Here is a 24,474-nt window from a genome sequence, read left to right as displayed (position 1 = left end):
GTTAGAACGACATCATTCGCCTTTAAGTTTTTGGAATGGAGAAGGAGATGGTTGTGCCTTGATCAATGACACTGTTTATCGTTAATTCCACGCCAAATAATTGCTTTAGACGTTGTTCCGTATTGACAAGACCTACGCTTGTTTTCTTTTCAGGTATCCTATGTTCAAAGCCAACACCGTTATCAGAAATGGCTATTGTAAAAAGCTTCTCCATCTCTTTGATGCAGATGGTCACAGTACCACCCTCTCGACGAGGTAAAATACCATGCTGGATAGCATTTTCGACCAAAGTTTGTAACGACAGTGGAGGAACAAACAGACTCATCTGATTAGGAATATTCCACACAACTCGTATCCTGTCACCAAAGCGAATTTGTTCAATTGCAATATAGGCGCGTACAAGCTTTAATTCATAGTCGATAGGCACGACTAAATCGACATTTTGGAAATCGAAACTCATTTGTAGGTAATCACTAAAGGCCAGTAGTAATTCCTCCATTTTTTCATCATCTACTCCATTTAAAGAAATAATAGAATTCAGTGTATTGAAGAAAAAGTGAGGTTGAATTTGTGCTTGGAGCCATGCAGCTTCAATGCGAAGACGTTCCTCACTAGATTGCTTCATCTGAATGAGTGCTTGAACACGTGATTTAAGCTCCATGTATTCCATTGGTTTCCTAATGTAGTCATTTGCTCCACTTAAAAAGGCGAGTCGAATATCTTCACTTTGCTGTCGAGCTGTTAAAAATAATATGGGCAGCTCTGAAATTGAGAATTTTTCACGAATGTACTTTGCCAATTCATAGCCAGACATATGCGGCATCATAATGTCGGAAATAACTAAATCAAAGCTACTCTCTTGTAGTTTTCTAAGAGCTTCGGTCCCACTTAAAGCTGTTTCAATTTCAAAGGGTTCAGTCGAAAATGCATTCACGAGAACTTGTAAGTTTACAGCATCATCATCCACGACAAGAATTCTTGCCTGACTGGTCACCAAAGTAGTTTCTTCAGTGGAAGCGGCAAAGCTTTCTTTCATTTGCGATAAATCATTTAACAATGACGTAAATTTTAATAATGTTGTATCCATTTCAGTATTGGAGTCACTGTATTCCACTGTTTGTGTCTTTGCTATGGGTAAGGAAAACGTAAAGGATGAGCCTTCCCCAAGAGTGGAAGTCAACGATATTGTCCCACCGTGCAAAGATATAAGCTCTTGGCAAATACTTAAGCCTAATCCGAGGCCCCCACTTACCGACGTCATTGTTGAATCAACTTGCTCATAAGGGTCGAATATTCTTTCTTGCATATCCTTTTCAATGCCAATTCCTGTATCTGTAACGGAAATATATAATTTTTTACCAACCACTTCGGCATCAATCGTAATGGAGCCCTGCTCTGTAAATTTAATGGCATTATGAATTAGGTTGGAAAAAATTTGAATTAATCGTGTCTCATCTGCTAACACAAAAGGTGAATTAGTAGGTATCCGTATGATAAGCTCAATTGGTTTTCCTTTCAGCATAAAACGAAACATATTGCTAACCCCACTTGCGAGATTATAAGCATTCAAAGGTTTGGGCTGCAGTCGAAGCGTTTTTTCTTTTAGCTTTACTAGATCTAATAAATCATCTAGCATATGGGTCATGTGATTGCCGATTCTTACCAATAGTTTTAAATCACTTTGATCTTCTTTAGTTTCCTGTTTTGCTAACAAAGTTTGGGCGATGCTCATCATGCCGTGCAAAGGGTTTCGCAGCTCATGAGAGGTATTTGCTAGAAAATCATCCTTTGTACTTATTTCTTTTTGTAATTTCACAGAAAGCTTTTCAGTTTGTAAGGTTGATTGAAAATAGCGTGTAAACCAAAATGCGGATAATGCCGTTATACCAATTAATAAATCAAAAGGATAATGACTATAAGGTAGTGTAGCATTTTGTCTTATAGAGAAAAATAATGAATTAGTGACTACTGCTGTCCCTGTTAATAATAAAAATATTACGCCTTTTTGACCTTTTATCACGATAGACAATGTGAAAATCGTTATAATAATAGGCGAGACGATGAAAAGTATTATGAATATCATTTTTGTTTTAAAAATGTATTCTATCGGGGTTACTACAATAAATAATAAATAGGTAGCACATAGCAAAGGAACAATCGTTAATATTTTAGGCTTAGCGTATTCCTTCATCAATTCACGTAGGAACAAAACGAAAAACATCATATTGTTAATATAAGAAAAATAAAATAATTTGTTTGCCCAAATCCAATTGATAGGTAGGTAGCTAAATAAAATTTTATTGCTAGAAACGAGTACGGTTACACAGGTTGAAACAATAATCAAGGCAAAATAAAGAAGAGATTTATCCCGAATACCGATAATCCAAAGTAGAATCGTAAATAATAGATAAAAAATAAAGACAAAGCAAACCGCCATTTGAGTTGTAATGGAAAAGGTTTTTGATTGTTCCATAGAGTGCAAATCGCCAAAAATAATTTCTTTTTGAAACCCGCCTTGTACATATGGGTTTGTTTGAACACCTTGGATAATAATTTCGCTTTCATTAGTATTAAGCGTAAAATAATGGGTTACAGGTCTGCCAATAGGAGCAGTTTGAGTATAATCCGCTGTAAGATTCCCTAGTCCACCAATGAATTGACCATCGATGTAAAGCTCATAGGGTGCTAAACCTTCAGGAATCGTAATGCCATACATCTGAGGTGAAGTGTGTTCTTTGAGAATTTTTAAACGATAAGAACCATAATGAACCTCATCATTATGTTGAAAATACTGATCCCAAGATTCTGGTTGATTTGTATAAACTTTATGTTGTTCCACTGATTGGGTATTTTCTGAAGCGAGAAGGGTATTAGGGTAGAATTCCCATTCCTTTTGTAGCTTAATTATAAAATTATGGCTTGTATCAATATTTCTTAAATTAACAGTCCCTTGGATAGCATCGATCCCTGTTGAAATATTTGTGAAATTCATCCAAGTGAAGCGTATCAAAGTTAGAAAACAAAAGAATAACCCGGCAATTAGAAAAATAGTAAAATTTTTGGAAAGTATTTTCTTTTTCATCATAAATAATAGATTTCGACAAATAGAGTTATTTCTCCTTCAAAAGTAATGGTTATTCTATCAATTCTTTTAATAATTATACGATAATAAGTAAAGGAATAGTTTTTTAGGAGGGGTCAATGTGAGAATCGTGCTAGTAGATGATGAAATTTTACCATTAACGAGACTAAAAACCTTACTTGAAAAAAGTAATGTCCCGGAAATTGAAATAGTAGGAGAATACACCGATTCTCTAAAAGCAATTGAAGAGATCCAAACGCTACAGCCAAATGCTGTATTTTTAGATATCGTGATGCCTGATTTGGATGGTTTAGCATTAGGGGAAAAAATTCAAGAGTTATTGCCCGATGTAGAAATCGTTTTTACAACAGGGTTTGATCAATACGCAATAGATGCATTTAATCTACATGCTATTGATTACTTATTAAAGCCTGTACAAAATGTTCGTTTAGAAAAGACCTTAGAACGCCTAGAACACATAAATAATAAACATAAAAAAGTTCCGCCTAAACATACAATTATTAAGCTTTTTGGCGGTCTTAATGTTGTTACACCAGATGGTCATACACAGCTCATGAAATGGCGTACATCTAAAGCCAAAGAGCTATTTGCCTTCATGCTAAATCACCGTGATGAAATGATTTATCGTGATACGATTTTAGAATTATTTTGGCCGGAGTCTGATATCGATAAAGCATCTAAACAGCTTTATACAGCTATCTATACAATCCGTCAAACATTAAAAAATTATGGAATGGATGGTGTGCAAATTTCAAGCCCTTTGCTGAATTCTGGCTATAAGCTCTTAGTTGAAAATGTTGTAGTGGATGTAGAACAGTGGCTGTCCTGTTTAAAATCATTACCCCCATTACAAGAGACATCAGTTGATGAACATGAAAAAGTATTCCAAATGTATACAGGTGATTATTTAGGAGATTGCGATTATCTATGGGCGGAAAGTGAGCGAGAGCGCTTAAGGAGATTGTGGTTACACCATGCTCATCAGCTAAGCGAGTTTTATATAAAAAATGAGAACTACATGGCTGCAGTAAAGGTACAGGAAAAAGTCCAGGTACTTTTTTCTGATGCAGAGGAAAACTACTTCACTTTAATGAAGCTATATGATCTTCTAAATAATACAGCTGCCGTTGAGGAGCAATACGGGTTATTAAAAAAAATGCTTCAGGAGCATTTGGCAGTGGAACCAAGCGAGGAAATTGAGAGATGGTATGAAAGCTGGAAACAAGCAAATGCTATGCCTCATGCTCAAACCTTTAGTTAAACTACATGATTTTGTTATGAAACATACTAACATTAGTAGTACAAACCAGGGCCATGGTTTGTACTACTAATGTTAGTATGTTTTGTTTTTAATAGTTCATAAGACCCTTATTAAAAAATGTATATTGGTTGTAGATTTGTCCGTATTTCTCTCTATAACTCTGTAAAATTCTACTTTATTCGCTAAATATTTTATTGTGATACAACCTTTCATCCTTTATCATTATTATAAAAGTGGGGTGTTAGTTATGAAAAAATCTAAAGGTATTGCATTAAAACTATCTTCCCTAATTATAGGATTATTTCTAGTTTTATTTTTATCCTATACAGTGACAACGGGAATTATTATAAAAAATCAAAGTGTGGAAGACTCAGAATATGCAACGGTGCAGGCTGCTGAATCTTCGGCTGCTATTATGAGTGAACGTTTCAAGAAAGCAAATACGGCATTGCAAACAACAAAGCAAATCATTGAAAGCATGCAGAAGAATAATGCTTTATCTTCCAAGGGTGTCTTAGACATTATGGAAAATAATCTAGCTAACAATGATGATTTACTTGGTGTTGGAGCAATCTTTGAGCAGGGTTCTATTATGTTAGATGCAAATGCAGAGGCTACTTTAGTCGATTCCAAAAAACGTTTTGGACCATACCTAAGCAAAGATGATAATAAGATCAGCACCACTTTAATTGAAGGGGTCGATGATAAAAGTGTTTCTGAATGGTACTGGGTGCCAAAAGAAGACGGACGCGCAGTTTTAACGGAGCCGTATGATTATAATGTAAATGGAAAGAACGTATTAATGACAACCATTTCAGTGCCGTTAGTCAATGCTTCTGGATCGTTTTTTGGTGTATTGACGGCGGATGTATCGATAGATTTTTTAAATGGATTAACAGAATCTGTTGCACCAGAGGGTGGTTATGCGGGCATTATTACGAATAAGGGTGTACTGACAGCCAACAGTTTTGGTGAAGAGCTAGATGGGCGCAATATGCAAGAGGACCCAGCTTGGACAAGTATTAGTAAGACCATGGAAAATGATGAGCTTACAAGTATGTACGTTGATTCTAACCAGTTTAAGGAAAAGGCATTTAATGTATTTGCCCCAATGATTTTAGAGGATATTGACGAGACGTGGACTGTTCAAATTGTATTGCCTGAATCAAAAATTCTAGAGACATACAACCACGTCTTTGTATTTACAATTATTTCTTCTATTATTATGGTTGTTTTGATGACAGTTGCAAGTGTGCTATTCATTTACAAACAGTTAAAGCCACTCCAATTTTTGCGTGCATCCATTGAAACAGCTGCAGAAGGGGATTTAACACAAAGAGTAGAGGAGAAATATATTAAGTCTGATGAGATTGGTGCAGTTGCACTGGCTTATAATAATATGCTGGATAAAACCAATAGTGCAATACAAACAGTGCTAAATTCTACGACATTATTGAACCAATCTTCTAATCAAGTGCATGAGGTCTTTAATGAAATAGTAGCTTCAAGTCAAGAGGTTTCAGTAGCAATCAATGAAATTGCACAAGGTGCATCGAAGCAATCAGAGGATACTGAAGAAACCAATTATCGAATGATGGATCTATCTGATCAGATTGATGCCATTACGTCACTATCCAATGAGATGGATGAGCTATCTCATAAAACAAGTGCAACGACAGAAAAGGGATTGCATGAGGTTAATAGTTTACGTGAACATAATATAGAAACAAATGAGATGAATGGGCGTATTCAACAGCAAATGGAATCATTAGCTTCTAACATTGCCAATATTAATCAAATCATCGCTTCTATTCAAAGCATTACAGAGCAAACGAATCTGTTAGCTTTAAATGCAAGTATTGAGGCAGCTCGTGCTGGCGAACATGGAAAAGGGTTTGCGGTAGTAGCAGAGGAAGTAAGAAAGCTAGCAGAGCAATCTAAAAATGAAACAGAAATTATTAAGAGTACGGTAGAAAGTATTCTCGAAAATTCCCAACAGACAGTAGCTGTTATTGCTTCGAATGCAGATTTAATGCATTCTCAAAATGAGTCCGTACAAAGCACACAAATGGCCTTTAAAGATAGCAGTGACTTGTCACGTTCAATTGCAGCTTCCATTAGTGAACTAATGAGTAAGTTATCTAGTATGTTAGAGCATAAAAATCAAGCAATTATGGCTATTCAAAGTATATCTGCTATTTCAGAGGAAACAGCTGCCTCTGCTGAACAAGTAAGTGCTTCTGCAATGGATCAACAAGCAGAGTTACAAAAAGTAGCAGAGTCTATTCAAAATATGAATGATATATCAAATGAACTGCAAGAAGTCGTAAATCGATTTAAGCTAGCGTAAAGAAAAAGGCTGCCTAAAATATATAGGCAGTCTTTCTTAATGGTGAAGGGAAGAGACATTGACCTGTTAGCCATTCAGCACTACTATAATGAAGGGAAGGGGGTCATCAATATGATGTATCTCGGAATGATTTTCTTTCAAATTGTTGCACCTATTTTAGTGTTGCTTGTACTTGGCGCTATACTACAAAAGAAATTTCGTTTTAACTTAAAAGCATTGTCTCAGCTTATTACATATTGCTTTATGCCAGCCGCTGTTTTTGTGAATTTATATGAAACACGTGTAGAGCTGTCTGTTCTGGGAGAAGTCGGGTTATTTATTGTGCTTTTTATTGGGAGTCAAATGATACTCAGTCATTTTTTAGCGAAAGGGCTTGGTTTGGCCAAAACGGAGGCAGCCGTCTTTAAAAATAGTGTTGTGCTCATTAACTCTGGAAATTATGGTATTCCAGTGGCCCAAATGATTTTTGTAACACAACCTATTGGTGTAGCCATTCAGGTCATGCTCGTTATATTTCAAAATATGACAACTTATACATATGGTTTGTACAATTTAATTTCCTCTACGAAATCGGGTATGACAATCATCAAAGATTTCTTTAAAATGCCCATTATTCATGCGCTAATTATTGGTGTCGCTATGAACTATTTTAATATTGGTATACCGCAGTTTATCAAAATACCTGTAGAGCATGTCGCAGATGGATTTATTGCTGTAGCCTTAATTACATTAGGCGCACAATTATCACAGCTTGAAATCAAATCTATGTTTAATAAAACTGTTTTTGTTAGCTGTTTTACAAGATTAGTTATCGGACCAGCTGTAGCATTGGTCATTATTTATGTATTGGGGTTAGATGGAGTTGTCGCACAATCTCTGTTTATAGCCAGTGCCTTCCCAACATCTCGCAATAGCTCTAGTCTAGCATTAGAATACGATGTGGAATCAGCTACAGCTGCGCAAACTGTTTTATTTTCAACCATTGTGAGCTGTCTAACAGTAACGATCGTGATTTATCTTGCGGAAGTATTATTTACTTAGTTGGATGAAAATTTTAAAATATTGAATGGAAAACTTCCATCTCTTAGAAATATCTGCTACACTAGCATCAAACTAAATAGTATTAACTAGGGGAGTCTGATGAGTCAGGCTGAGAGGGAAACGCTTAGAAGTTTCTTGACCCTTTGGACCTGATCTGGCTCATACCAGCGTGGGAAAGTTAAGAAGCTATTGCATCGTATGTCGTGTGCAATTACTAGACCTTTACATTCATGGCCGGATCCAAAAAAATATTTTGGATTCGGCCTTTCTTTATTTGTTGGAGTGAGCTAGATTTTCGGTCCTTGTATCAAATTACATTTAAGGGAGAGAAGTAGCTCATGTCAGTAGTTAGTGAAAAGAACATTACGATTATGTCTAGCTTTGAAGGAAGCAAAAAAGTGTATGTGGAAGGATCACGTCCAGATATTTTAGTACCTATGCGTGAAATCGCATTAAGCCCAACGACTGGTAGCTTTGGGGATGAAAAAAATGCCCCTATTCGAGTATATGATACGAGTGGTCCATACACAGATCCGAATTATCACATTGATATTACAAAGGGTCTGCCTACTTTGCGACGTGCATGGATAGAAGAAAGAGGAGATGTTGAGGAATATGAGGGGCGTACGATTAAACCTGAGGATAACGGTTTTCGTCGTGTTGATGATCCGCGCATTCAAGAAAATGTTTTCCCTGAATTGGAGCGGAAGCCTTTACGTGCAAAAAGGGGTAAAAATGTAACACAGCTTCACTATGCACGAAATGGAATGATAACGCCGGAAATGGAGTTTGTGGCGATACGTGAAAACATGGATCCTGAATTTGTTCGTTCAGAAATTGCAGCAGGTCGGGCTATTATGCCTTCTAATATTAATCACCCTGAGGCAGAGCCGATGATTATTGGTCGTAACTTCCATGTGAAAATCAATGCAAACATTGGAAATTCCGCGGTGTCGTCGTCAATAGCAGAAGAAGTTGAGAAAATGACATGGGCTACACGCTGGGGTGCCGATAATATTATGGATCTCTCGACTGGTAAACATATTCATACAACGAGAGAATGGATTATTCGAAATGCTGCAGTGCCAGTGGGAACGGTGCCCATTTATCAGGCTTTAGAAAAAGTAAATGGCATAGCCGAGGATTTAACGTGGGAAGTTTATCGTGATACGCTCATTGAGCAAGCAGAGCAGGGGGTTGATTATTTCACGATACATGCGGGTGTTCTTTTACGCTATGTACCTCTTACAGCAAATCGTGTAACAGGCATTGTGTCACGTGGTGGTTCAATTATGGCACAGTGGTGTTTATTTCATCATCAAGAGAATTTCCTTTATACACATTTTGAGGAAATCTGTGAAATTATGAAGACATATGATGTTGCTTTTTCTTTAGGAGATGGCTTACGCCCAGGTTCCATTGCAGATGCCAATGATGAGGCCCAATTTGCAGAGCTTGAAACGCTTGGTGAATTAACACAAATCGCTTGGAAGCATGATGTTCAGGTGATGGTAGAGGGGCCAGGTCATGTACCGATGCATTTGATAAAGGAGAATATGGACAAGCAATTAGAAGTTTGTAAGGAAGCGCCTTTCTATACATTGGGCCCATTAACAACAGATATTGCGCCAGGATATGACCATATTACCTCAGCTATTGGTGCAGCGATGATTGGCTGGTTTGGTACAGCGATGCTCTGCTATGTGACACCGAAGGAGCATCTTGGCTTACCTAATCGTGAGGATGTTCGAGTAGGAGTTATTACTTATAAGATTGCTGCCCATGCAGCTGATTTAGCGAAAGGACATCCAGGTGCACAACAACGGGATGATGCATTGTCAAAAGCACGCTTTGAATTCCGCTGGCGTGATCAATTCAATCTATCATTAGATCCAGAACGTGCGGTTGAATATCATGACGAAACGCTTCCAGCAGAGGGGGCAAAAACAGCGCACTTTTGCTCAATGTGTGGCCCTAAATTCTGTAGTATGAGAATCTCACAGGATATTCGTAATTATGCTAAAGAAAAAGATTTAAATACGACTGAAGCTATTCATCAAGGTATGCAGGAAAAGGCAGAGGAGTTTAAAAAAGCGGGGAGTCAGATTTATCAATAATGAAGGAAGGCTTATGTCAAAGTATAGACATAAGCCTTTCATGTTGTTGAAAAAAGATGATGTCAACGGCAGAAAAAGCAAATTTGCAAGGTGAGAGGTTGATTTCCGTTCCGCCAGCGCCCTTTCCAGGGGGCGTCCGATGAGCCACTTCACTCACTTACGCTCGCTCCACTCCAATCAACCATTCTGCAAAGTGTCTTTACTTTTTTTCATAGTAGTATAGCGATCAAATAGCCCATTATCTGTATTCTTAGAGGGGGATAGGCTCTTATTTTCAATATGGAGAAGTGATGAATGACAATCATCCTCCATAAAATAAGTAGCAAAAACCTTCACTTTATTTGAAAACCTTTGCTAAAAAGGTACCATTTATGTGGGTTGGAGTGGAAGACTACTTGACTCCCGTGGGATAGCGAGACAGGCGAGCCCCTGCACGGAGCGGTAGCGGAGGAAGCGGCTCGGCGCTCGCCCACAGGAAAGCAAGTAGCCTGCAACGGAAATCCATTTCTCCCTTTCAATTGACTGTTTTGTTTTTCAACACTAAGGAAGGCTTATGTCAAAGTATAGACATAAGCCTTTTCTAATCATAAAAAAGCTCCATGTGAATGACAGATTCACATGGAGTAAAAGTTGAATTTGGATATCAATAATAAGTGGACTATTAAACGTTAGTTGGTTGTTTTACATATGGGTTTGTAAGGTCCATACCTTCTAACGAAAGACCCATCGCTTTTGCGACACCCTCACCATATGCTGGGTCAGCTAAATAGCAGTGAAGGATGTGACGGCGTTTGATGAATTCTTCAACAGAAGCCATATCATTCGCTGTATTTTCAAATAGACGTTGTTGCTCTTCTGTAGTCATTAAACGGAACAGTTTACCTGGTTGCTCAAAGTAATTGTTATCATCTTCACGGAAGTCGTGAATACCTGCATGACCATCAATGCGTAATTCAGGCTCTTTATGGTCTAGGTTATGCTCCCATTCACCATAGCTATTTGGTTCATAGCCTAATGTAGAACCGAGGTTGCCGTCAAAGCGCATTGCACCATCACGATGGAAGGTACGGAATGGACATTTCGGTGCGTTAACTGGCAGCATATAGTGGTTTACACCTAGGCGATAGCGTTGTGCATCTGCGTATGCAAAGATACGACCTTGTAACATTTTATCTGGTGAGAAGCTAATACCAGGAATAATGTTAGATGGTGCGAATGCAGCTTGTTCAACTTCTGCAAAGTAGTTGTCCGGATTTTTATTTAACTCGAACTCACCGACAGGAATTAATGGGAAGTCTTTTTTATACCATACTTTTGTTAAGTCAAATGGGTTGTATGGAAGCTCACGAGCTTGCTCCTCTGTCATAACCTGAATATACATTTTCCATTTAGGGAAATCGCCTTTTTCAATAGCTTCATATAGATCACGTTGTGAAGATTCACGATCTTGACCGATAACTTCAGTAGCTTCAGCACCTGTTAAGTTTTTAATACCTTGCTCTGTACGGAAATGGAATTTAACCCATACACGCTCATTTTCAGCATTGATAAAGCTATACGTATGAGAACCAAATCCATGCATATTGCGGTAACCAGCTGGAATACCACGGTCAGACATTACAATTGTCACTTGGTGAAGTGCTTCAGGTAATAGAGTCCAGAAATCCCAGTTGGAGTTAGCGTTTTTCATATTTGTACGTGGATCACGTTTAACGACATGGTTTAAATCTGTAAAGTGTAATGGGTCGCGGAAGAAGAATACAGGTGTATTGTTCCCTACTAGATCCCAGTTTCCTTCTTCTGTATAGAATTTAAGGGCAAAGCCACGAATATCGCGCTCAGCATCTGCAGCACCACGCTCACCAGCAACTGTTGAGAAACGTGCGAACATTTCTGTTTTCTTGCCAATCTCTGAGAAAATTTTCGCTTTTGTATATTGAGTAATATCATGCGTTACAGTAAAAGTACCAAATGCACCTGAGCCTTTAGCGTGCATACGACGTTCAGGAATTACTTCACGGTTAAAATTTGCTAATTTTTCAACTAACCATACATCTTGAAGTAAAAGAGGACCACGTGGACCTGCTGACATAGAGTCATGGTTACTTACTACTGGAGCGCCACCTGCTGTTGTAAAACGACGGCTACGATCATTTGCGTTTGTCATATTAGTTTACCTCCTGAAAAAAATATAAGTCAAACTCTTCATCTATAACTATAACAAATATAAAATAGAATTGCTAGTACATTATAATTATTATCGTTAAAGAATTTTTATATTTAAAGATAAACTATAAATATATGCGAAGGAAAGGCGTTTTATACATAGTTTTCACCAGAAATTTCACTTTTCTAATCTCCTTTTAAAAAATATTAGGTATGAAAATGACATGAATTTTAAGATAATGACTACATTGTAAAAACCTTTATTGAAAATAAAATGGACTAATTGAAAATTATTTCAATCAATTATCTTTTAGTTTTTTCGATATCGATTAGGCGTTATGCCGATTTGTTGTTTAAATATTTTAATGAAATAATTAGGATCATCAAAACCGTTTAAATGGGCAATTTCACTAATGGAAAAATCCGTTTCTAGCAGCATGTTAGTAGCATGATGAATTCTTATTTGCTGTAAATAGCGTTTAAATGGTAAGCCTTGCTTCTTTGAGAAAATGGTACTCAAATAATTTGGGCTGATTCCGAGCTTATGGGCGACGAAGGGCAGGGACAAGGAGCTATCATTAAATTGTTGATCAATTATTTCTAAAGCTAGTTCAACATAATCGGCTCGTTTCTCCATTCGAGCTTCCCGCGCTAATTCAATTAATGTTTGTGTGAAAGAAATAATGCCATTGAGAATTGTATAAAATATAGGATGTTCAATGATTAAGTGAAATAGCTGACGATAGCTTTGCTCGATAACTGCTTTTTCGTGTAATTTATATTTCAACATAAAGCGTCGAATTTGTGCTAGAACACTTGTTAAATGAATACGTAGATCATCTTGCTCATAATATATTCCCTCATTAGATAGCTGGTATAAAAATGTTTTAACGGCTTCAAGGTTTCCGTCTTCCAAACTACTGATTAACAATTGTTGCTCTTCTGGTGTTAATAAGGGATCAAAGGGCTGTGTTTCAATTTGTTTGCTTGCATAAAAAATATGACCAAAGCCTTCGTAAAAGCTTTGATGTAGTGCGCGCTTTGTTAATGTATACATGTTTTTGATGGTTGTCGGTGGCCCATCATAAATGCCAATATTTAAAGAACTATTACTAATTAACCGCCATTCCATCATAAGTGCACGGACATCCTTTTCTACCATCTTTATGTCACTTGTTTGAAAAAGGCATACAATTGTATTGGATAGAGGGTAGGTTTTCATATGGAAGTGGATAGGTGTTTGTTGTAGCCAATTGTAAAGCTTATTAAAAGTTTCGATATGTTCTGGCTCCATCATTGTGAAATGTATGGTCGTCTCAATTGAACTAGATTTGTTATCTAAAAATAATTGATAATAAAAGGAATCATTTGTAGTCTCCTGTGCATATTCCGTGACCTGTGGTGTGCGAAGAGAAATGGTTGTGAGCTTTTGTTTTAATAATTCTAAATCAATGGGTTTTACAAAGAGATGGGCCACTTGTAAATCTATTGCCTTCAATGCATTTTTAAATAAAGGTTCTGTCGTCATTGCAAGAATGGCACCAGATAGCTTTTGTAAATCCCGATAAAGAGCCGTTAAGCGATTATTAGGAAATAGATCGATATTTAACAGAATGGCGTCCGGTTCAAATAATCGAATTCTTTGGGGCACCTCTGAAATACTTGTGCACATTTCAATGAAGACGTCTCCAGGGAAATAGGTATGTAAAAACCACTTTATGCCTGCCAAGTCGGTAGGATCACGATCAATTAATAATAGCTTCATTACATCAACTCCTATAAAATATTCCAGTTTCATATAAAAATACGATTATATTATTAAAAATAACATAGGAATCTGAAAAAAATCTTCTTTTCTCTTTTAAAATTCTCTATATTCTGAAAAAAGTAGTGAGTACAATGTAAATAGAGTAATAAATCATCAGCAGAAACCACTTGTACAATGAAAACGCTTAAATGGAATTTAATGCTGAAGTTTTTAATATTACGACCAATAAATGAGGAGTTTTTATTTACATAGTTAGATAGGGAATAGGAGGATGTCATGTGAAATCGATCATCGAGCTTGATGGCAATACATTAACAAGACAACAAATTGAGGAAATCGTTAAGGGGCAAGCAACAGTTGCACTTTCTGTCGATAGTTTACAACGTATTCGTTTAAGTAGAGAGCGTATCGAGAAACGTTTAGCTGAAGGACAAACGATTTATGGAGTGAATACAGGCTTTGGGCAACTCAGCAATATAAAAATTGAGCAAGAGGATATTGAGCTATTGCAGCTGAATTTATTAAGATCTGATGCAACGGGTGTTGGTGAACCGTTCCCTACTGATGTTGTACGTGCAATGATGGTGTTACGTGCCAATGCTTTAGCTAGAGGATTTTCTGGCATTCGTGAGGAAACCGTACAGCTGTTATTGGAGTTTATTAATAAAGGGGTGCATCCGATTGTTCCGTCACAAGGTTCGGTGGGAGCAAGCGGCGATTTAGCGCCATTATCGCATTTGGCATTAGTGCTAGTGGGAGAAGGTAAGGCGGAGTTTAACGGAGAAGTTATGAGTGGAAGCGAGGCGCTACAACGAGCGGAGTTAACACCAGTTCGACTTCAAGCTAAAGAGGGGCTGGCACTTGTTAATGGTACGCAAGCTATGACAGGAATTGGTGTATTAACAGTCAATGAAGCTGAACGAATTGGACTTGCGGCGGATATGGCGGCAAGCTTGACGCTAGAAGCTTTAAAGGGCATTACGTCAGCATTTGATCCAGCGCTATTAGCAGTAAGGCCACATCCAGAATTAGAACTGGTGGGGGGACGTATTCGTAAGTGGCTTGATGGTAGTAAACGTGTCACAAAGCAAGGCGAAATTCGCATGCAGGATGCTTACTCGCTACGCTGTATTCCGCAAGTACACGGTGCTTCTTGGCAGTCCTTTTTCTACGCGGAGAATCGTGTTCAAACTGAAATGAACGCGACTACAGATAATCCGATTGTTTTAGAAAGTGGTGAGGTACTATCGGGTGGTCATTTCCATGGTCAGCCAATTGCCTTGGCAATGGACTTTTTGAAGATTGGTGTAAGTGAATGGGCTAATATTTCAGAACGTCGTACAGAACGTATGGTAAATCCACATCTTAACGAAGGATTGCCGCCGTTCTTGGCAACAAACCCTGGGATTGAATGTGGACTAATGATTGCACAATATACAGCAGCTTCTATTGTCTCAGAAAATAAAGTATTAGCTCATCCTTCTAGTGTGGATTCTATTCCTACATCAGGTAACCAAGAGGACCATGTAAGTATGGGAACAACATCGGCCCGTCAAGTACGTCAGATTGTTCACAATGCGGCTCGCGTTATCGCAATAGAATTAATTTGTGCTTCTCAGGCAATCCATTTAGATAAGGCGGAAGAGCAATTATCTCCAACAACACATAAATTCTTAGAGAAAGTGCGTGAATTCTGTCCACCTTTATTAGCGGATCAACCAATTGGTGACGAAATTGAAGCATTGGCGAAATACTTACTAGCAAGTAATGATCTAGTAAATGAGTATGTGTAAATAGGGTTGAATGAAATAGCAAAGGCTGAGGCAAGACTCGTTAATCCGAGTCACCTCTGCTTTGGATATAATTATATGCTTTTGAGTCTGAATATTCAGTCTTTATTTTAGTGTCTACACTTTCAAACTAATAGTATTTTTATGAAAAGGAGCGTGTTTTTATGGTATTCAAAACAGATATTCGTGCACCACGTGGAAGTGAACTAACATGTAAGGGATGGACACAGGAAGCGGCAATGCGTATGTTAATGAACAATCTAGACCCAGAGGTGGCTGAGAACCCAGATGAGCTGATTGTGTACGGTGGTATTGGAAAGGCTGCTCGTAACTGGGAAAGCTATGAACAAATTATTGCTTCTTTAAAAGAATTAGAGAATGATGAAACACTGCTGATTCAATCAGGGAAGCCAGTAGCTGTATTCCGTACGCATGAGCATTCTCCCCGTGTATTAATTGCCAATTCAAACCTAGTACCTGCATGGGCAAATTGGGATCATTTCTATGAATTAGAGGACAGAGATTTAATGATGTATGGGCAAATGACTGCGGGTAGCTGGATTTATATTGGTGCTCAGGGCATTTTACAGGGAACTTATTTATCATTCGTAGAAGCAGGGAAGAAGGTATTTGGCACTGCGGATTTACGTGGTAAATTCATCCTAACAGGTGGTATGGGCGGTATGAGTGGTGCACAGCCGTTAGCTGGGAAAATGGCAGGCGCTGTAATCTTAGTCGTTGAAGTGGATCGTGCCCGCATTGAACGTAAAATAAAAGAAGGATACTGTGATTACATCGTGGAGACTGTGGATGAAGCCATTGCATTAGTCGATAAATTACGTAATCAGAAAGAGCCAGCTTCTATTGGTCTTGTAGGGAATTGTGCAGATGTCAATCGTGAGCTGTTAAATCGAGGGATTATTCCGGATTTTGTGACGGATCAAACATCTGCACATGACCCGATTAATGGCTATGTACCAAATGGCATGACATTTGAAGAAGCATTAGCACTTCGGAAATCGGACGTTAAAACGTATGAGCACAAAGCGAAAGAAACAATGGCAGAGCATGTTCGTACAATGCTAGCGTTTCAAGATGCAGGTGCAGAAGTATTTGATTATGGAAATAATATTCGTGCCTATGCCAAAGAGATGGGTGTAACGAATGCCTTCGATTTCCCGGGCTTTGTACCAGCCTATATTCGTCCACTATTCTGTGAAGGAAAGGGACCATTCCGTTGGGCGGCTCTTTCAGGAAACCCTGAGGATATTTATAAAACAGATGCACTTGCGAAAGAGATGTTCGCTGAAGACGAAGGTCTAGTCAATTGGATTGATATGGCGCAAAAAATGGTTAAATGGCAGGGGTTACCAGCTCGTATTTGCTGGTTAGGCTATGGTGATCGTCATCGCTTTGCATTAAAGGTAAACGAAATGGTTGCGAATGGTGAATTGTCAGCACCGATTGTCTTTGGGCGTGATCATTTAGATTCAGGTTCAGTCGCATCACCAAATCGTGAAACAGAAGGGATGATGGATGGTTCGGATGCAGTATCGGATTGGCCAATTTTAAATGCGCTTGTAAATACTGCTAGTGGTGCGAGCTGGGTGAGTGTGCATCATGGCGGTGGTGTAGGAATGGGATATTCACAGCATGCAGGTCAAGTACTAGTTGCGGATGGATCGGCGCTTGCTGCTGAAAAAATCGCACGAGTATTGATTTCGGACCCTGGCATGGGTGTTGCCCGTCATGCTGATGCAGGCTATGAGATTGCGATTAATACGGCAAAAAACAAAGGTGTCCATATACCAATGTTAAAGGGTGATGTGAAGTGACCATTCTAATTAGAAATGCCAATGAAGTAATTACTTTGAGAAGTAATGCACAAGGACCGCGTACGAAAGAACAAATGCAGGAAATTGCGGTAGTAGAAAATGGCTGTGTACTAATTGAAGAAGATCGTATTGTAGCTGTTGGAGCTTTTGAACAACTGGAAGTAGATTTCCCTGATTTAGTAAGGAAAGCAGACATTATTGATGCTACTGGTAAGATTGTGATGCCAGGTTTAGTGGATTGTCATACCCATTTAGTGCATGGTGGAACACGTGAACAAGAATTTAATATGAGACTTAATGGTTCTACCTATATGGAAATTATGAACGCAGGTGGCGGTATTCATGCTACAACAAAGCGTACACGAGAAACCAGCTTTGAAGAATTATATGAAAAGACGATGCAGCATTTAGATGTATTTTTAAAGCATGGTGTGACAACTGTTGAAGCAAAATCAGGTTATGGATTGGATTGGGATACGGAAAAGAAGCAGCTAGAGGTAGCGAAACAATTACAAGCTACACATGACGTTGATATTGTTAGTACGTTTATGGGTGCGCATGCAGTACCACGCGACTATAAGGAACGTGAGGATGAATTTGTTGATGTTGTAATCCATGACATGTTGCCCAAGGTGGCAGAGCTAAAACTGGCAGAATTTAATGATGTATTTTGTGAAAAGGGTGTCTTTACACCAGAGCAATCTCAGCGCATTTTAGAGGCTGGCAAAGCTCTTGGCTTAACACCGAAAATACATGCTGATGAAATCGAGCCTTATCAAGGAGCGGAGCTTGCTGCCGAGGTGGGAGCTATTTCGGCAGAGCATTTGCTGGTTGCTTCTGATAAAGGAATTCTAAAAATGGCTGAAGCGGGCACAATTGCTGTATTACTGCCAGGAACTGCATTCTTTTTACGTGCACCATATGCAAGAGGACGTCTAATGATTGATGAAGGGGTGCCTGTAGCAATATCAACAGATTTTAACCCGGGATCATCACCGACAATGAGTTTACCATTTATTATGAATTTAGCCTGTATGCATATGGGAATGACATTGGAGGAAGTGTTAACTGCGACAACGATTAATGCAGCTTATGCATTAAATCGAGGCAAACAAATAGGTTCCTTGGAAGCGAATAAAAAAGCGGATGTACTTATTTTAGATGTTGCCAACTATAAGCAGTTACAATATTTCTATGGTATGAACCATACACATACAGTTATCAAAAATGGGCAAGTTGTTGTACAAAACGGCATTCTGTTGAATAATCGATAAAAAATGGGCATAAATAAGGCTGAGGAAGCTTTATTTATGCTTTTTTAAAATTGAGTTGCAATTACCTTGAAGGAAGATTATAATACAATTAAATAGTAATTATTGAATTACAAATTACTTAACCTTGTAATCAATTAAAGGGGTTATACAATGACAAAATTCCGTACTGAGGAAGAAGTGCTTGAGCATTATGATTCTTCAAAATATCAAACACCTGATGGATATACCGCAGATATTGCCATTTTTACAATTACGTCAGAGAAAACAGAAGAAAAGGCGCCGCCCAACATGACGCTTAAGATTATGCTAATTAAGCGTGCGGCTAAGGATGCTGATGGAAATCCGAATATTGAAGGAGGGAAATGGGCACTCCCAGGAGGATTTGTAGATGCCGATCAAAAAGAAACAGCCTATATCGCAGCTAAACGAGAATTAAAAGAAGAAACCAATGTTGAAGGTTTGCATGTTCAACACTTTGGTGTTTATGATCAAATCGATCGAGATCCTCGTGGTTGGATGATCTCAAATGCATTTTACGCAATTGTTCCTGAGACATATATTGAACAACGTCAAGCAAATGATGATGCGGCTGAGGTAGAACTGTTTGATATAGAAAGTGTATTTACACTTCAACTAGCCTTCGATCATAGAAAAATTATTACAGATGCGTTGAATTTTATTAAAAGAGATATGATTCAAACAACCGTTGCTAAAAATTTTTTACCACAAGCATTCACTTTGTCAGAATTACAGCGAGTACTTTTAACAGTTGGGGAAGATCCTCGAATTTCTAATGATTCGGTGTTCTTTACAAAAGCACCCAAATTACCTTTTATCGAAAAAATATTAGATGAGGAAGGCAAACCGAAGAAAACCAAACGAAATTCATTCAGACCTTCGCAACTATATAGATTTAATAATTTTGAAATGGTGGAGTCCATTTATCATTAGGAAAGATCCGTCTTTCCTGATTGTTTTAAATGTAGTAATTTGTAATTTAGCTATTACTAATTAAAAACGGAGTGATGAGATGATGAAAAAGCGAGCATTAATTAATATTGATTATACAGTTGATTTTGTTGCATCTGATGGAGCCTTAACTTGTGGAGAGCCTGGCCAGCTGCTTGAGCAAGCAAATGTAGGCTTAACGAAGGAATTTATATTGAATGGTGAGTTTACGGTGTTTGCCATCGATGTTCATGAACGAGGAGATGTTTATCATCCAGAAACAAAGCTATTTCCACCACATAATATTCGAAATACAAAAGGCAGAGATTTATTTGGCGCTTTAAAACCGTTGTACGAAGCACATAAAGAGCAGGATCATGTCTATTACATTGATAAAACGCGCTACTCAGCTTTTGCAGGGACAGATTTAGAGCTGAAACTACGTGAAAGAGGCATTACTGAGCTTCACTTAATCGGCGTTTGTACAGATATCTGTGTTCTTCATACAGCAGTCGATGCTTATAATAAAGGGTTCGAAGTCGTCGTTCATAAGAATGCTGTCGCCTCCTTTAATCAAACAGGCCATGAGTGGGCGTTAGGACATTTCGAGCATACACTTGGCGCCACTGTGATTTGACATGAATGGAGGGAAAAACATGAAATATGCTGACGATAGTTTTATGTTACACACAGATCTATATCAAATTAATATGGTTCAAACTTACTGGCAAGATGGGGCTCATCAACGCAAAGCTGTTTTTGAGCTATATTTTAGAAACCTTCCATTTGGCAATGGGTATGCGGTATTTGCAGGCTTAAAAAAAGCTATCGAGTTTATTAATAACTTCGGTTTCTCTCAAAGTGATATTCAATATTTACGAGAAGAAGGAAAATATCCAGAGGAATTTCTTCAATATTTACAGGAGCTTAAGTTTACTGGATCGATTAAGGCGATGAGGGAAGGAGAACTAGTCTTTGCGAATGAGCCTATCCTACGAATTGAAGCCCCATTGGCAGAAGCCCAATTAATTGAAACCCCTTTGTTAAATATTGTGAACTATCAAACGTTGATTGCGACAAAGGCTTCACGCATTAAACAAGTGACAGGTGAGGATGTCGTGATGGAGTTTGGTACTCGACGTGCACATGAATTTGATGCAGCTATTTGGGGAACTCGTGCTGCCTATATAGGTGGATTCTCTTCAACAAGTAATGTAAGAGCAGGAAAATTATTCGGTATCCCCGTGTCAGGAACGCATGCCCATGCAATGATTCAAACCTATCGGGATGAGTACACTGCATTTAAAAAATATGCAGCGGCACATAAAGATTGTGTATTTTTAGTAGATACCTATGATACGTTACGTTCGGGCGTTCCTAATGCGATTCGTGTAGCAAAGGAGCTAGGAGATCACATTAATTTTATTGGTATTCGTTTAGACAGTGGTGATCTAGCATATCTTTCAAAACAGGCAAGAAAAATGCTAGATGCTGCAGGATTTACAGAAGCAAAAATTATGGCTTCGAATGATTTGGACGAATATACAATTATGCATTTAAAGTCGCAAGGTGCACAAATTGACGCTTGGGGAATCGGAACGAAGCTTATTACAGCCTATGATCAGGCAGCTCTTGGCGGGGTATATAAATTAGTTTCAATTGAAAACGAAAGTGGAGATATGGTAGATACCATTAAAATTTCAGCAAATCCTGAAAAAGTGACTACACCAGGGCGTAAACGTGTTTACCGTATTATTAATATGGATAATGGTCATGCTGAAGGAGACTATATTGCATTAGAGGGAGAAAACATAGAGCAAGAAGAAAGATTGAAAATGTTCCACCCTGTTCATACGTATATTAGTAAATTTGTAACGAATTTTTTTGCAAAAGATTTACATGAAAGCATCGTAGAAAACGGAAAAGTAGTTTATGAGGAACCTACAATTCAAGAAACACAAGCATATGTGAAAGAAAATTTACATTTACTGTGGTGTGAATATAAACGAACAATGAATCCCGAAGAGTATCCTGTCGATTTAAGTCAAGCATGTTGGGACAATAAAATGGCAAGCATACAGGACATAAAAGAAAAAATTTCACAAGATAGGAGGTAGTTACAATGGCGAGAATAGGTATTTATGGTTCATCCTTTGATCCTATTACCAATGTTCATCTTTGGACAGCAAGCACAGTCGCACACCGCTGTAAATTAGATAGAGTCATTTTTTTACCTTGTTCAAACAAACGTAAAGATAAAACGATAAAAACAGCAGATACTCATCGTTGGAATATGCTACAGCTGGCCATTGCTAAGGATGATCGTTTTATTGCAGATTCCTATGAGATGGACCAAGAAGGCTGGAACATCTATACTTATGACACGATGAAATACTTTAGAGAAAAACATCCAGAGGATGAATTGCATTTTATCATGGGCGCTGATTTATTAGTGGATATCGGCGCGGGATTGTGGAAAAAAGGTGACGCATTAGTTGCGGAGAATAAATTTATTGTAATGGCTAGACATGGCATCGATATGCTATCAACGATTAGTCGTTCTCCCATTTTAAGAAATAATGATGATGGTAGATTCCATCTGATAGATAAAGGGCTAGCGATGGAAATTAGCTCTACTTATATTCGTGAGGAATTTGCGATGGGGGGAGAGCCGAGATACCTCTTGCCTACTGCTTGTTACGACTATATTAAAGAGCATCATCTTTATCAAAAATAGTGGAATTATTTTTTTAAGTGTGGTTGGATGCCGCACTTTTTTTAATTTTGAAAAGATGGTGAATTTCATCATATGTAGCTCTAGGTAAGCTATAATAAAAATAGCAATGGAATACACCCTTTTTGCTGACGATAATTACAATGATTAATGTTAGAAAGGAATTCATGGATGTGCAGCTTACATTAACATTTCTTATTTTAGGAGCAACAATTTTTGCATTTGTGACCAATAAAATACGAGCAGATCTTGTAGCGATTGTGTCACTTCTAGCATTTGTCATTGCGGATATTCTAACGCCAACGGAGGCATTAGCTGGTTTTTCAAACTCTGTCGTTTTAATGATTGCAGGGCTATTTGTCGTGGGCGCTGGAATATTACGCACAGGTCTAGCAGGAATGGCAGGGCAACTCTTACTTAAATGGTCGGGCAATAGTGAGCTGAAATTATTTGTGCTACTGCTTATTATTGTAGGATCTGTTGGTGCCTTTATGAGCAATACTGGTACCGTAGCATTAATGATGCCAATCGTTGTAAGTATAGCGATTAGTATGAAAGTTAGTCCGTCTAAGTTTCTACTCCCACTCTCATATGTAGCAAGTCTTTCTGGTCTGATGACACTGATTGCGTCACCAACCAATTTAATTGTCAGTCAGTTATTGGTTGATCGAGGCTATAATAAACTGGGCTTTTTTGAAGTGACCCCTATTGGTATTGTTGGGATGATTGCTGGAATTACTTATTTAGTGCTTGTACGTAATATTCTATTACCAAAGGATCAAAACCGTACACAAACAAATGAAGGCTATAAACTTTCACCAAAAAAAATTATTAAGCAATATGATTTAAATAATCGTCTATTTAAAATCGCTGTTCCTGAAGACTCACCAATTATTGAGACATCTTTAGCAGAGCTAAAACTGCCAGCTAAGTACACGCTCTGTATGATGAAAATTCATCGTAAATCACAGGAGGGTATCAATTTACTGCCGATGACATATCAGGAAATGGCAGGTCCAACTAGTGTCATTCATGCCAAGGACGAGCTGTATGTTCAAGGAGAAGTAGAGGATATTCGTCGTTTTGTTGAGGATTATCATCTTGAGATGCAAGGGTTAGTGGAAGGAGAAGCTGATGAATTGGTATCGAAACATCTCGGTATTGCAGAGGTGTTGCTGACACCTAATTCGAGCTTTATTAATGAAACCGTTAGCTCTCTTGGATTCAGGGAAAAATATAATTTAAATATCATTGGCATTAATCGCAGAGGTGGTTATAAGCTTCAGGATATGGTTTCTCATAAATTGAAATTTGGAGATGCCATATTAGTACAGGGAGCATGGGATGAAATTCTCTTGTTAGCAAGAGAGACCCAGGATGTCGTGGTTGTCGGTCAGCCTAAAGAACACGCGAGTGTGGCAGCCGCTACAGGTAAAGCTGGTATTGCCGGTTTAATTATGCTGTTGATGATTATTTTAATGGCATTCGAAGTTTTCCCAGCTGTAATCTCAGTAATGATTGGTGCTGTGTTGATGATTTTAACAGGCTGTTTACGAAACATGGAAGATGCCTATAGCAATATGAATTTTGAAAGTATTGTGCTAGTGGCTGCAATGTTGCCAATGGCAACGGCGTTAGAAAAAACTGGAGGCATGACCATTTTATCGGATGGTATTATTAATGCCTTGGGTGATTTTGGACCATATGGCGTGCTCATTGGTGTTTATATTTTAACAGCTATATTTGGTCAATTTATAAGTAATACGGCAACTGCTGTATTGTTCGCGCCCATTGCAATGAGTGCAGCCATTGCTATGGAAGTTAGTCCTACAACATTTATGATTGCAGTAGCAGTTGCGGCAAGTATGGCATTTGCTACGCCGATTGCTTCCCCTACGAATGCGCTAGTAATGACGGCGGGGGGCTATAAATTTATGGATTTTGTAAGAATAGGGGTACCATTACAAATTGTTATGTTTATCGTTATGATGATTGCCATCCCATTCTTTTTCCCGTTTTAAAAACTCGGTTTCTATACCGAGTTTTTTATTTTATATAAAGATCTATTATTTTTTATCGAAAAGTAT

15 protein-coding genes and 1 riboswitch are annotated in these 24,474 nt (G+C 38.1%); of the genes, 12 read left to right on the top strand and 3 right to left on the bottom strand.

What is annotated here, in order from left to right; all coding sequences use genetic code 11:
- Positions 1-22: 22 nt before the first annotated feature.
- Positions 23-2,992, bottom strand: coding sequence for an ATP-binding protein (locus MHI34_RS06175; protein ID WP_342504261.1), 2,970 nt, complete (start codon positions 2,990-2,992; stop codon positions 23-25).
- A 211-nt stretch (positions 2,993-3,203) separates the two neighbouring features.
- On the opposite strand from MHI34_RS06175, the gene MHI34_RS06170 reads away from it, so the two are divergent.
- The 4 genes from MHI34_RS06170 (at position 3,204) to thiC (ending at position 9,872) form a co-directional block, all read left to right on the top strand.
- Complete coding sequence (locus tag MHI34_RS06170) at positions 3,204-4,364, top strand: response regulator (RefSeq protein WP_342504260.1); 1,161 nt, start codon at positions 3,204-3,206, stop codon at positions 4,362-4,364.
- A gap of 247 nt (positions 4,365-4,611) precedes the next feature.
- Positions 4,612-6,714, top strand: coding sequence for a methyl-accepting chemotaxis protein (locus MHI34_RS06165; RefSeq protein ID WP_089934016.1), 2,103 nt, complete (start codon positions 4,612-4,614; stop codon positions 6,712-6,714).
- A gap of 111 nt (positions 6,715-6,825) precedes the next feature.
- On the top strand, positions 6,826-7,755 hold the full coding sequence (locus tag MHI34_RS06160; protein ID WP_036125640.1) for an AEC family transporter: 930 nt from the start codon (positions 6,826-6,828) through the stop codon (positions 7,753-7,755).
- A gap of 78 nt (positions 7,756-7,833) precedes the next feature.
- A riboswitch (TPP riboswitch) is annotated at positions 7,834-7,948 on the top strand.
- 145 nt (positions 7,949-8,093) lie between these two features.
- Positions 8,094-9,872: a phosphomethylpyrimidine synthase ThiC gene (gene thiC, locus MHI34_RS06155; RefSeq protein WP_058845297.1), complete on the top strand. Its 1,779-nt coding sequence runs from the start codon at positions 8,094-8,096 to the stop codon at positions 9,870-9,872.
- Positions 9,873-10,533: 661 nt separating this feature from the next.
- Here the strand turns inward: thiC and MHI34_RS06150 are convergent.
- Together MHI34_RS06150 and MHI34_RS06145 are read right to left on the bottom strand one after the other, a co-directional pair.
- Positions 10,534-12,039 carry a catalase gene (locus MHI34_RS06150; protein WP_036125644.1) on the bottom strand — a complete coding sequence of 502 codons (1,506 nt, stop codon included), beginning with the start codon at positions 12,037-12,039 and terminating at the stop codon, positions 10,534-10,536.
- Between the two features lie 309 nt (positions 12,040-12,348).
- Positions 12,349-13,803, bottom strand: coding sequence for a helix-turn-helix domain-containing protein (locus MHI34_RS06145; protein WP_101967044.1), 1,455 nt, complete (start codon positions 13,801-13,803; stop codon positions 12,349-12,351).
- A gap of 281 nt (positions 13,804-14,084) precedes the next feature.
- On the opposite strand from MHI34_RS06145, the gene hutH reads away from it, so the two are divergent.
- From hutH to MHI34_RS06105, 8 genes are all read left to right on the top strand, one after another.
- Positions 14,085-15,599: a histidine ammonia-lyase gene (hutH, locus tag MHI34_RS06140; protein ID WP_342504259.1), complete on the top strand. Its 1,515-nt coding sequence runs from the start codon at positions 14,085-14,087 to the stop codon at positions 15,597-15,599.
- A gap of 161 nt (positions 15,600-15,760) precedes the next feature.
- Positions 15,761-17,431 (top strand): urocanate hydratase, encoded by a 1,671-nt coding sequence (gene hutU / locus MHI34_RS06135; protein ID WP_058844643.1) that lies wholly within the window; start codon positions 15,761-15,763, stop codon positions 17,429-17,431.
- The gene (hutI, locus tag MHI34_RS06130) at positions 17,428-18,705 is read left to right on the top strand and encodes an imidazolonepropionase (RefSeq protein WP_058844642.1); all 1,278 of its coding nucleotides are present in this window, start codon (positions 17,428-17,430) and stop codon (positions 18,703-18,705) included. The genes hutU and hutI overlap by 4 nt, the downstream gene beginning before the upstream one ends.
- Before the next feature lie 150 nt (positions 18,706-18,855).
- The gene (locus MHI34_RS06125; RefSeq protein ID WP_058844641.1) at positions 18,856-19,656 is read left to right on the top strand and encodes an NUDIX domain-containing protein; all 801 of its coding nucleotides are present in this window, start codon (positions 18,856-18,858) and stop codon (positions 19,654-19,656) included.
- 79 nt (positions 19,657-19,735) lie between these two features.
- A complete protein-coding gene (locus MHI34_RS06120; RefSeq protein WP_036125125.1) occupies positions 19,736-20,290 on the top strand; it encodes an isochorismatase family cysteine hydrolase in 555 nt (184 codons plus the stop codon).
- A gap of 19 nt (positions 20,291-20,309) precedes the next feature.
- Positions 20,310-21,770, top strand: a complete 1,461-nt coding sequence (locus MHI34_RS06115) for a nicotinate phosphoribosyltransferase (protein ID WP_036125128.1) — start codon at positions 20,310-20,312, stop codon at positions 21,768-21,770.
- A gap of 5 nt (positions 21,771-21,775) precedes the next feature.
- A complete protein-coding gene (nadD, locus tag MHI34_RS06110; RefSeq protein ID WP_101967047.1) occupies positions 21,776-22,390 on the top strand; it encodes a nicotinate-nucleotide adenylyltransferase in 615 nt (204 codons plus the stop codon).
- Positions 22,391-22,554: 164 nt separating this feature from the next.
- Complete coding sequence (locus MHI34_RS06105) at positions 22,555-24,408, top strand: SLC13 family permease (protein ID WP_058844639.1); 1,854 nt, start codon at positions 22,555-22,557, stop codon at positions 24,406-24,408.
- The last annotated feature ends 66 nt before the right edge of the window (positions 24,409-24,474 follow it).

The organism is Lysinibacillus sp. FSL L8-0126 (genome assembly GCF_038630385.1).
Lineage (GTDB): Bacteria > Bacillota > Bacilli > Bacillales_A > Planococcaceae > Lysinibacillus > Lysinibacillus fusiformis_D.
Note: the sequence above shows the minus strand (reverse complement) of the source record. Positions and strands in the feature narration are given on the sequence as shown.

What these genes read in the sequence shown, in the direction of transcription:
- MHI34_RS06175 (WP_342504261.1), bottom strand. Translation starts at nt 2,992, where the DNA reads ATGAATTTCACAAATATTTCAACAGGGATCGATGCTATCCAAGGGACT.
- MHI34_RS06165 (WP_089934016.1), top strand. Translation starts at nt 4,612, where the DNA reads ATGAAAAAATCTAAAGGTATTGCATTAAAACTATCTTCCCTAATTATA.
- MHI34_RS06160 (WP_036125640.1), top strand. Translation starts at nt 6,826, where the DNA reads ATGATGTATCTCGGAATGATTTTCTTTCAAATTGTTGCACCTATTTTA.
- thiC (WP_058845297.1), top strand. Translation starts at nt 8,094, where the DNA reads ATGTCAGTAGTTAGTGAAAAGAACATTACGATTATGTCTAGCTTTGAA.
- MHI34_RS06150 (WP_036125644.1), bottom strand. Translation starts at nt 12,039, where the DNA reads ATGACAAACGCAAATGATCGTAGCCGTCGTTTTACAACAGCAGGTGGC.
- MHI34_RS06145 (WP_101967044.1), bottom strand. Translation starts at nt 13,803, where the DNA reads ATGAAGCTATTATTAATTGATCGTGATCCTACCGACTTGGCAGGCATA.
- hutU (WP_058844643.1), top strand. Translation starts at nt 15,761, where the DNA reads ATGGTATTCAAAACAGATATTCGTGCACCACGTGGAAGTGAACTAACA.
- MHI34_RS06125 (WP_058844641.1), top strand. Translation starts at nt 18,856, where the DNA reads ATGACAAAATTCCGTACTGAGGAAGAAGTGCTTGAGCATTATGATTCT.
- MHI34_RS06120 (WP_036125125.1), top strand. Translation starts at nt 19,736, where the DNA reads ATGATGAAAAAGCGAGCATTAATTAATATTGATTATACAGTTGATTTT.
- MHI34_RS06115 (WP_036125128.1), top strand. Translation starts at nt 20,310, where the DNA reads ATGAAATATGCTGACGATAGTTTTATGTTACACACAGATCTATATCAA.
- nadD (WP_101967047.1), top strand. Translation starts at nt 21,776, where the DNA reads ATGGCGAGAATAGGTATTTATGGTTCATCCTTTGATCCTATTACCAAT.
- MHI34_RS06105 (WP_058844639.1), top strand. Translation starts at nt 22,555, where the DNA reads ATGGATGTGCAGCTTACATTAACATTTCTTATTTTAGGAGCAACAATT.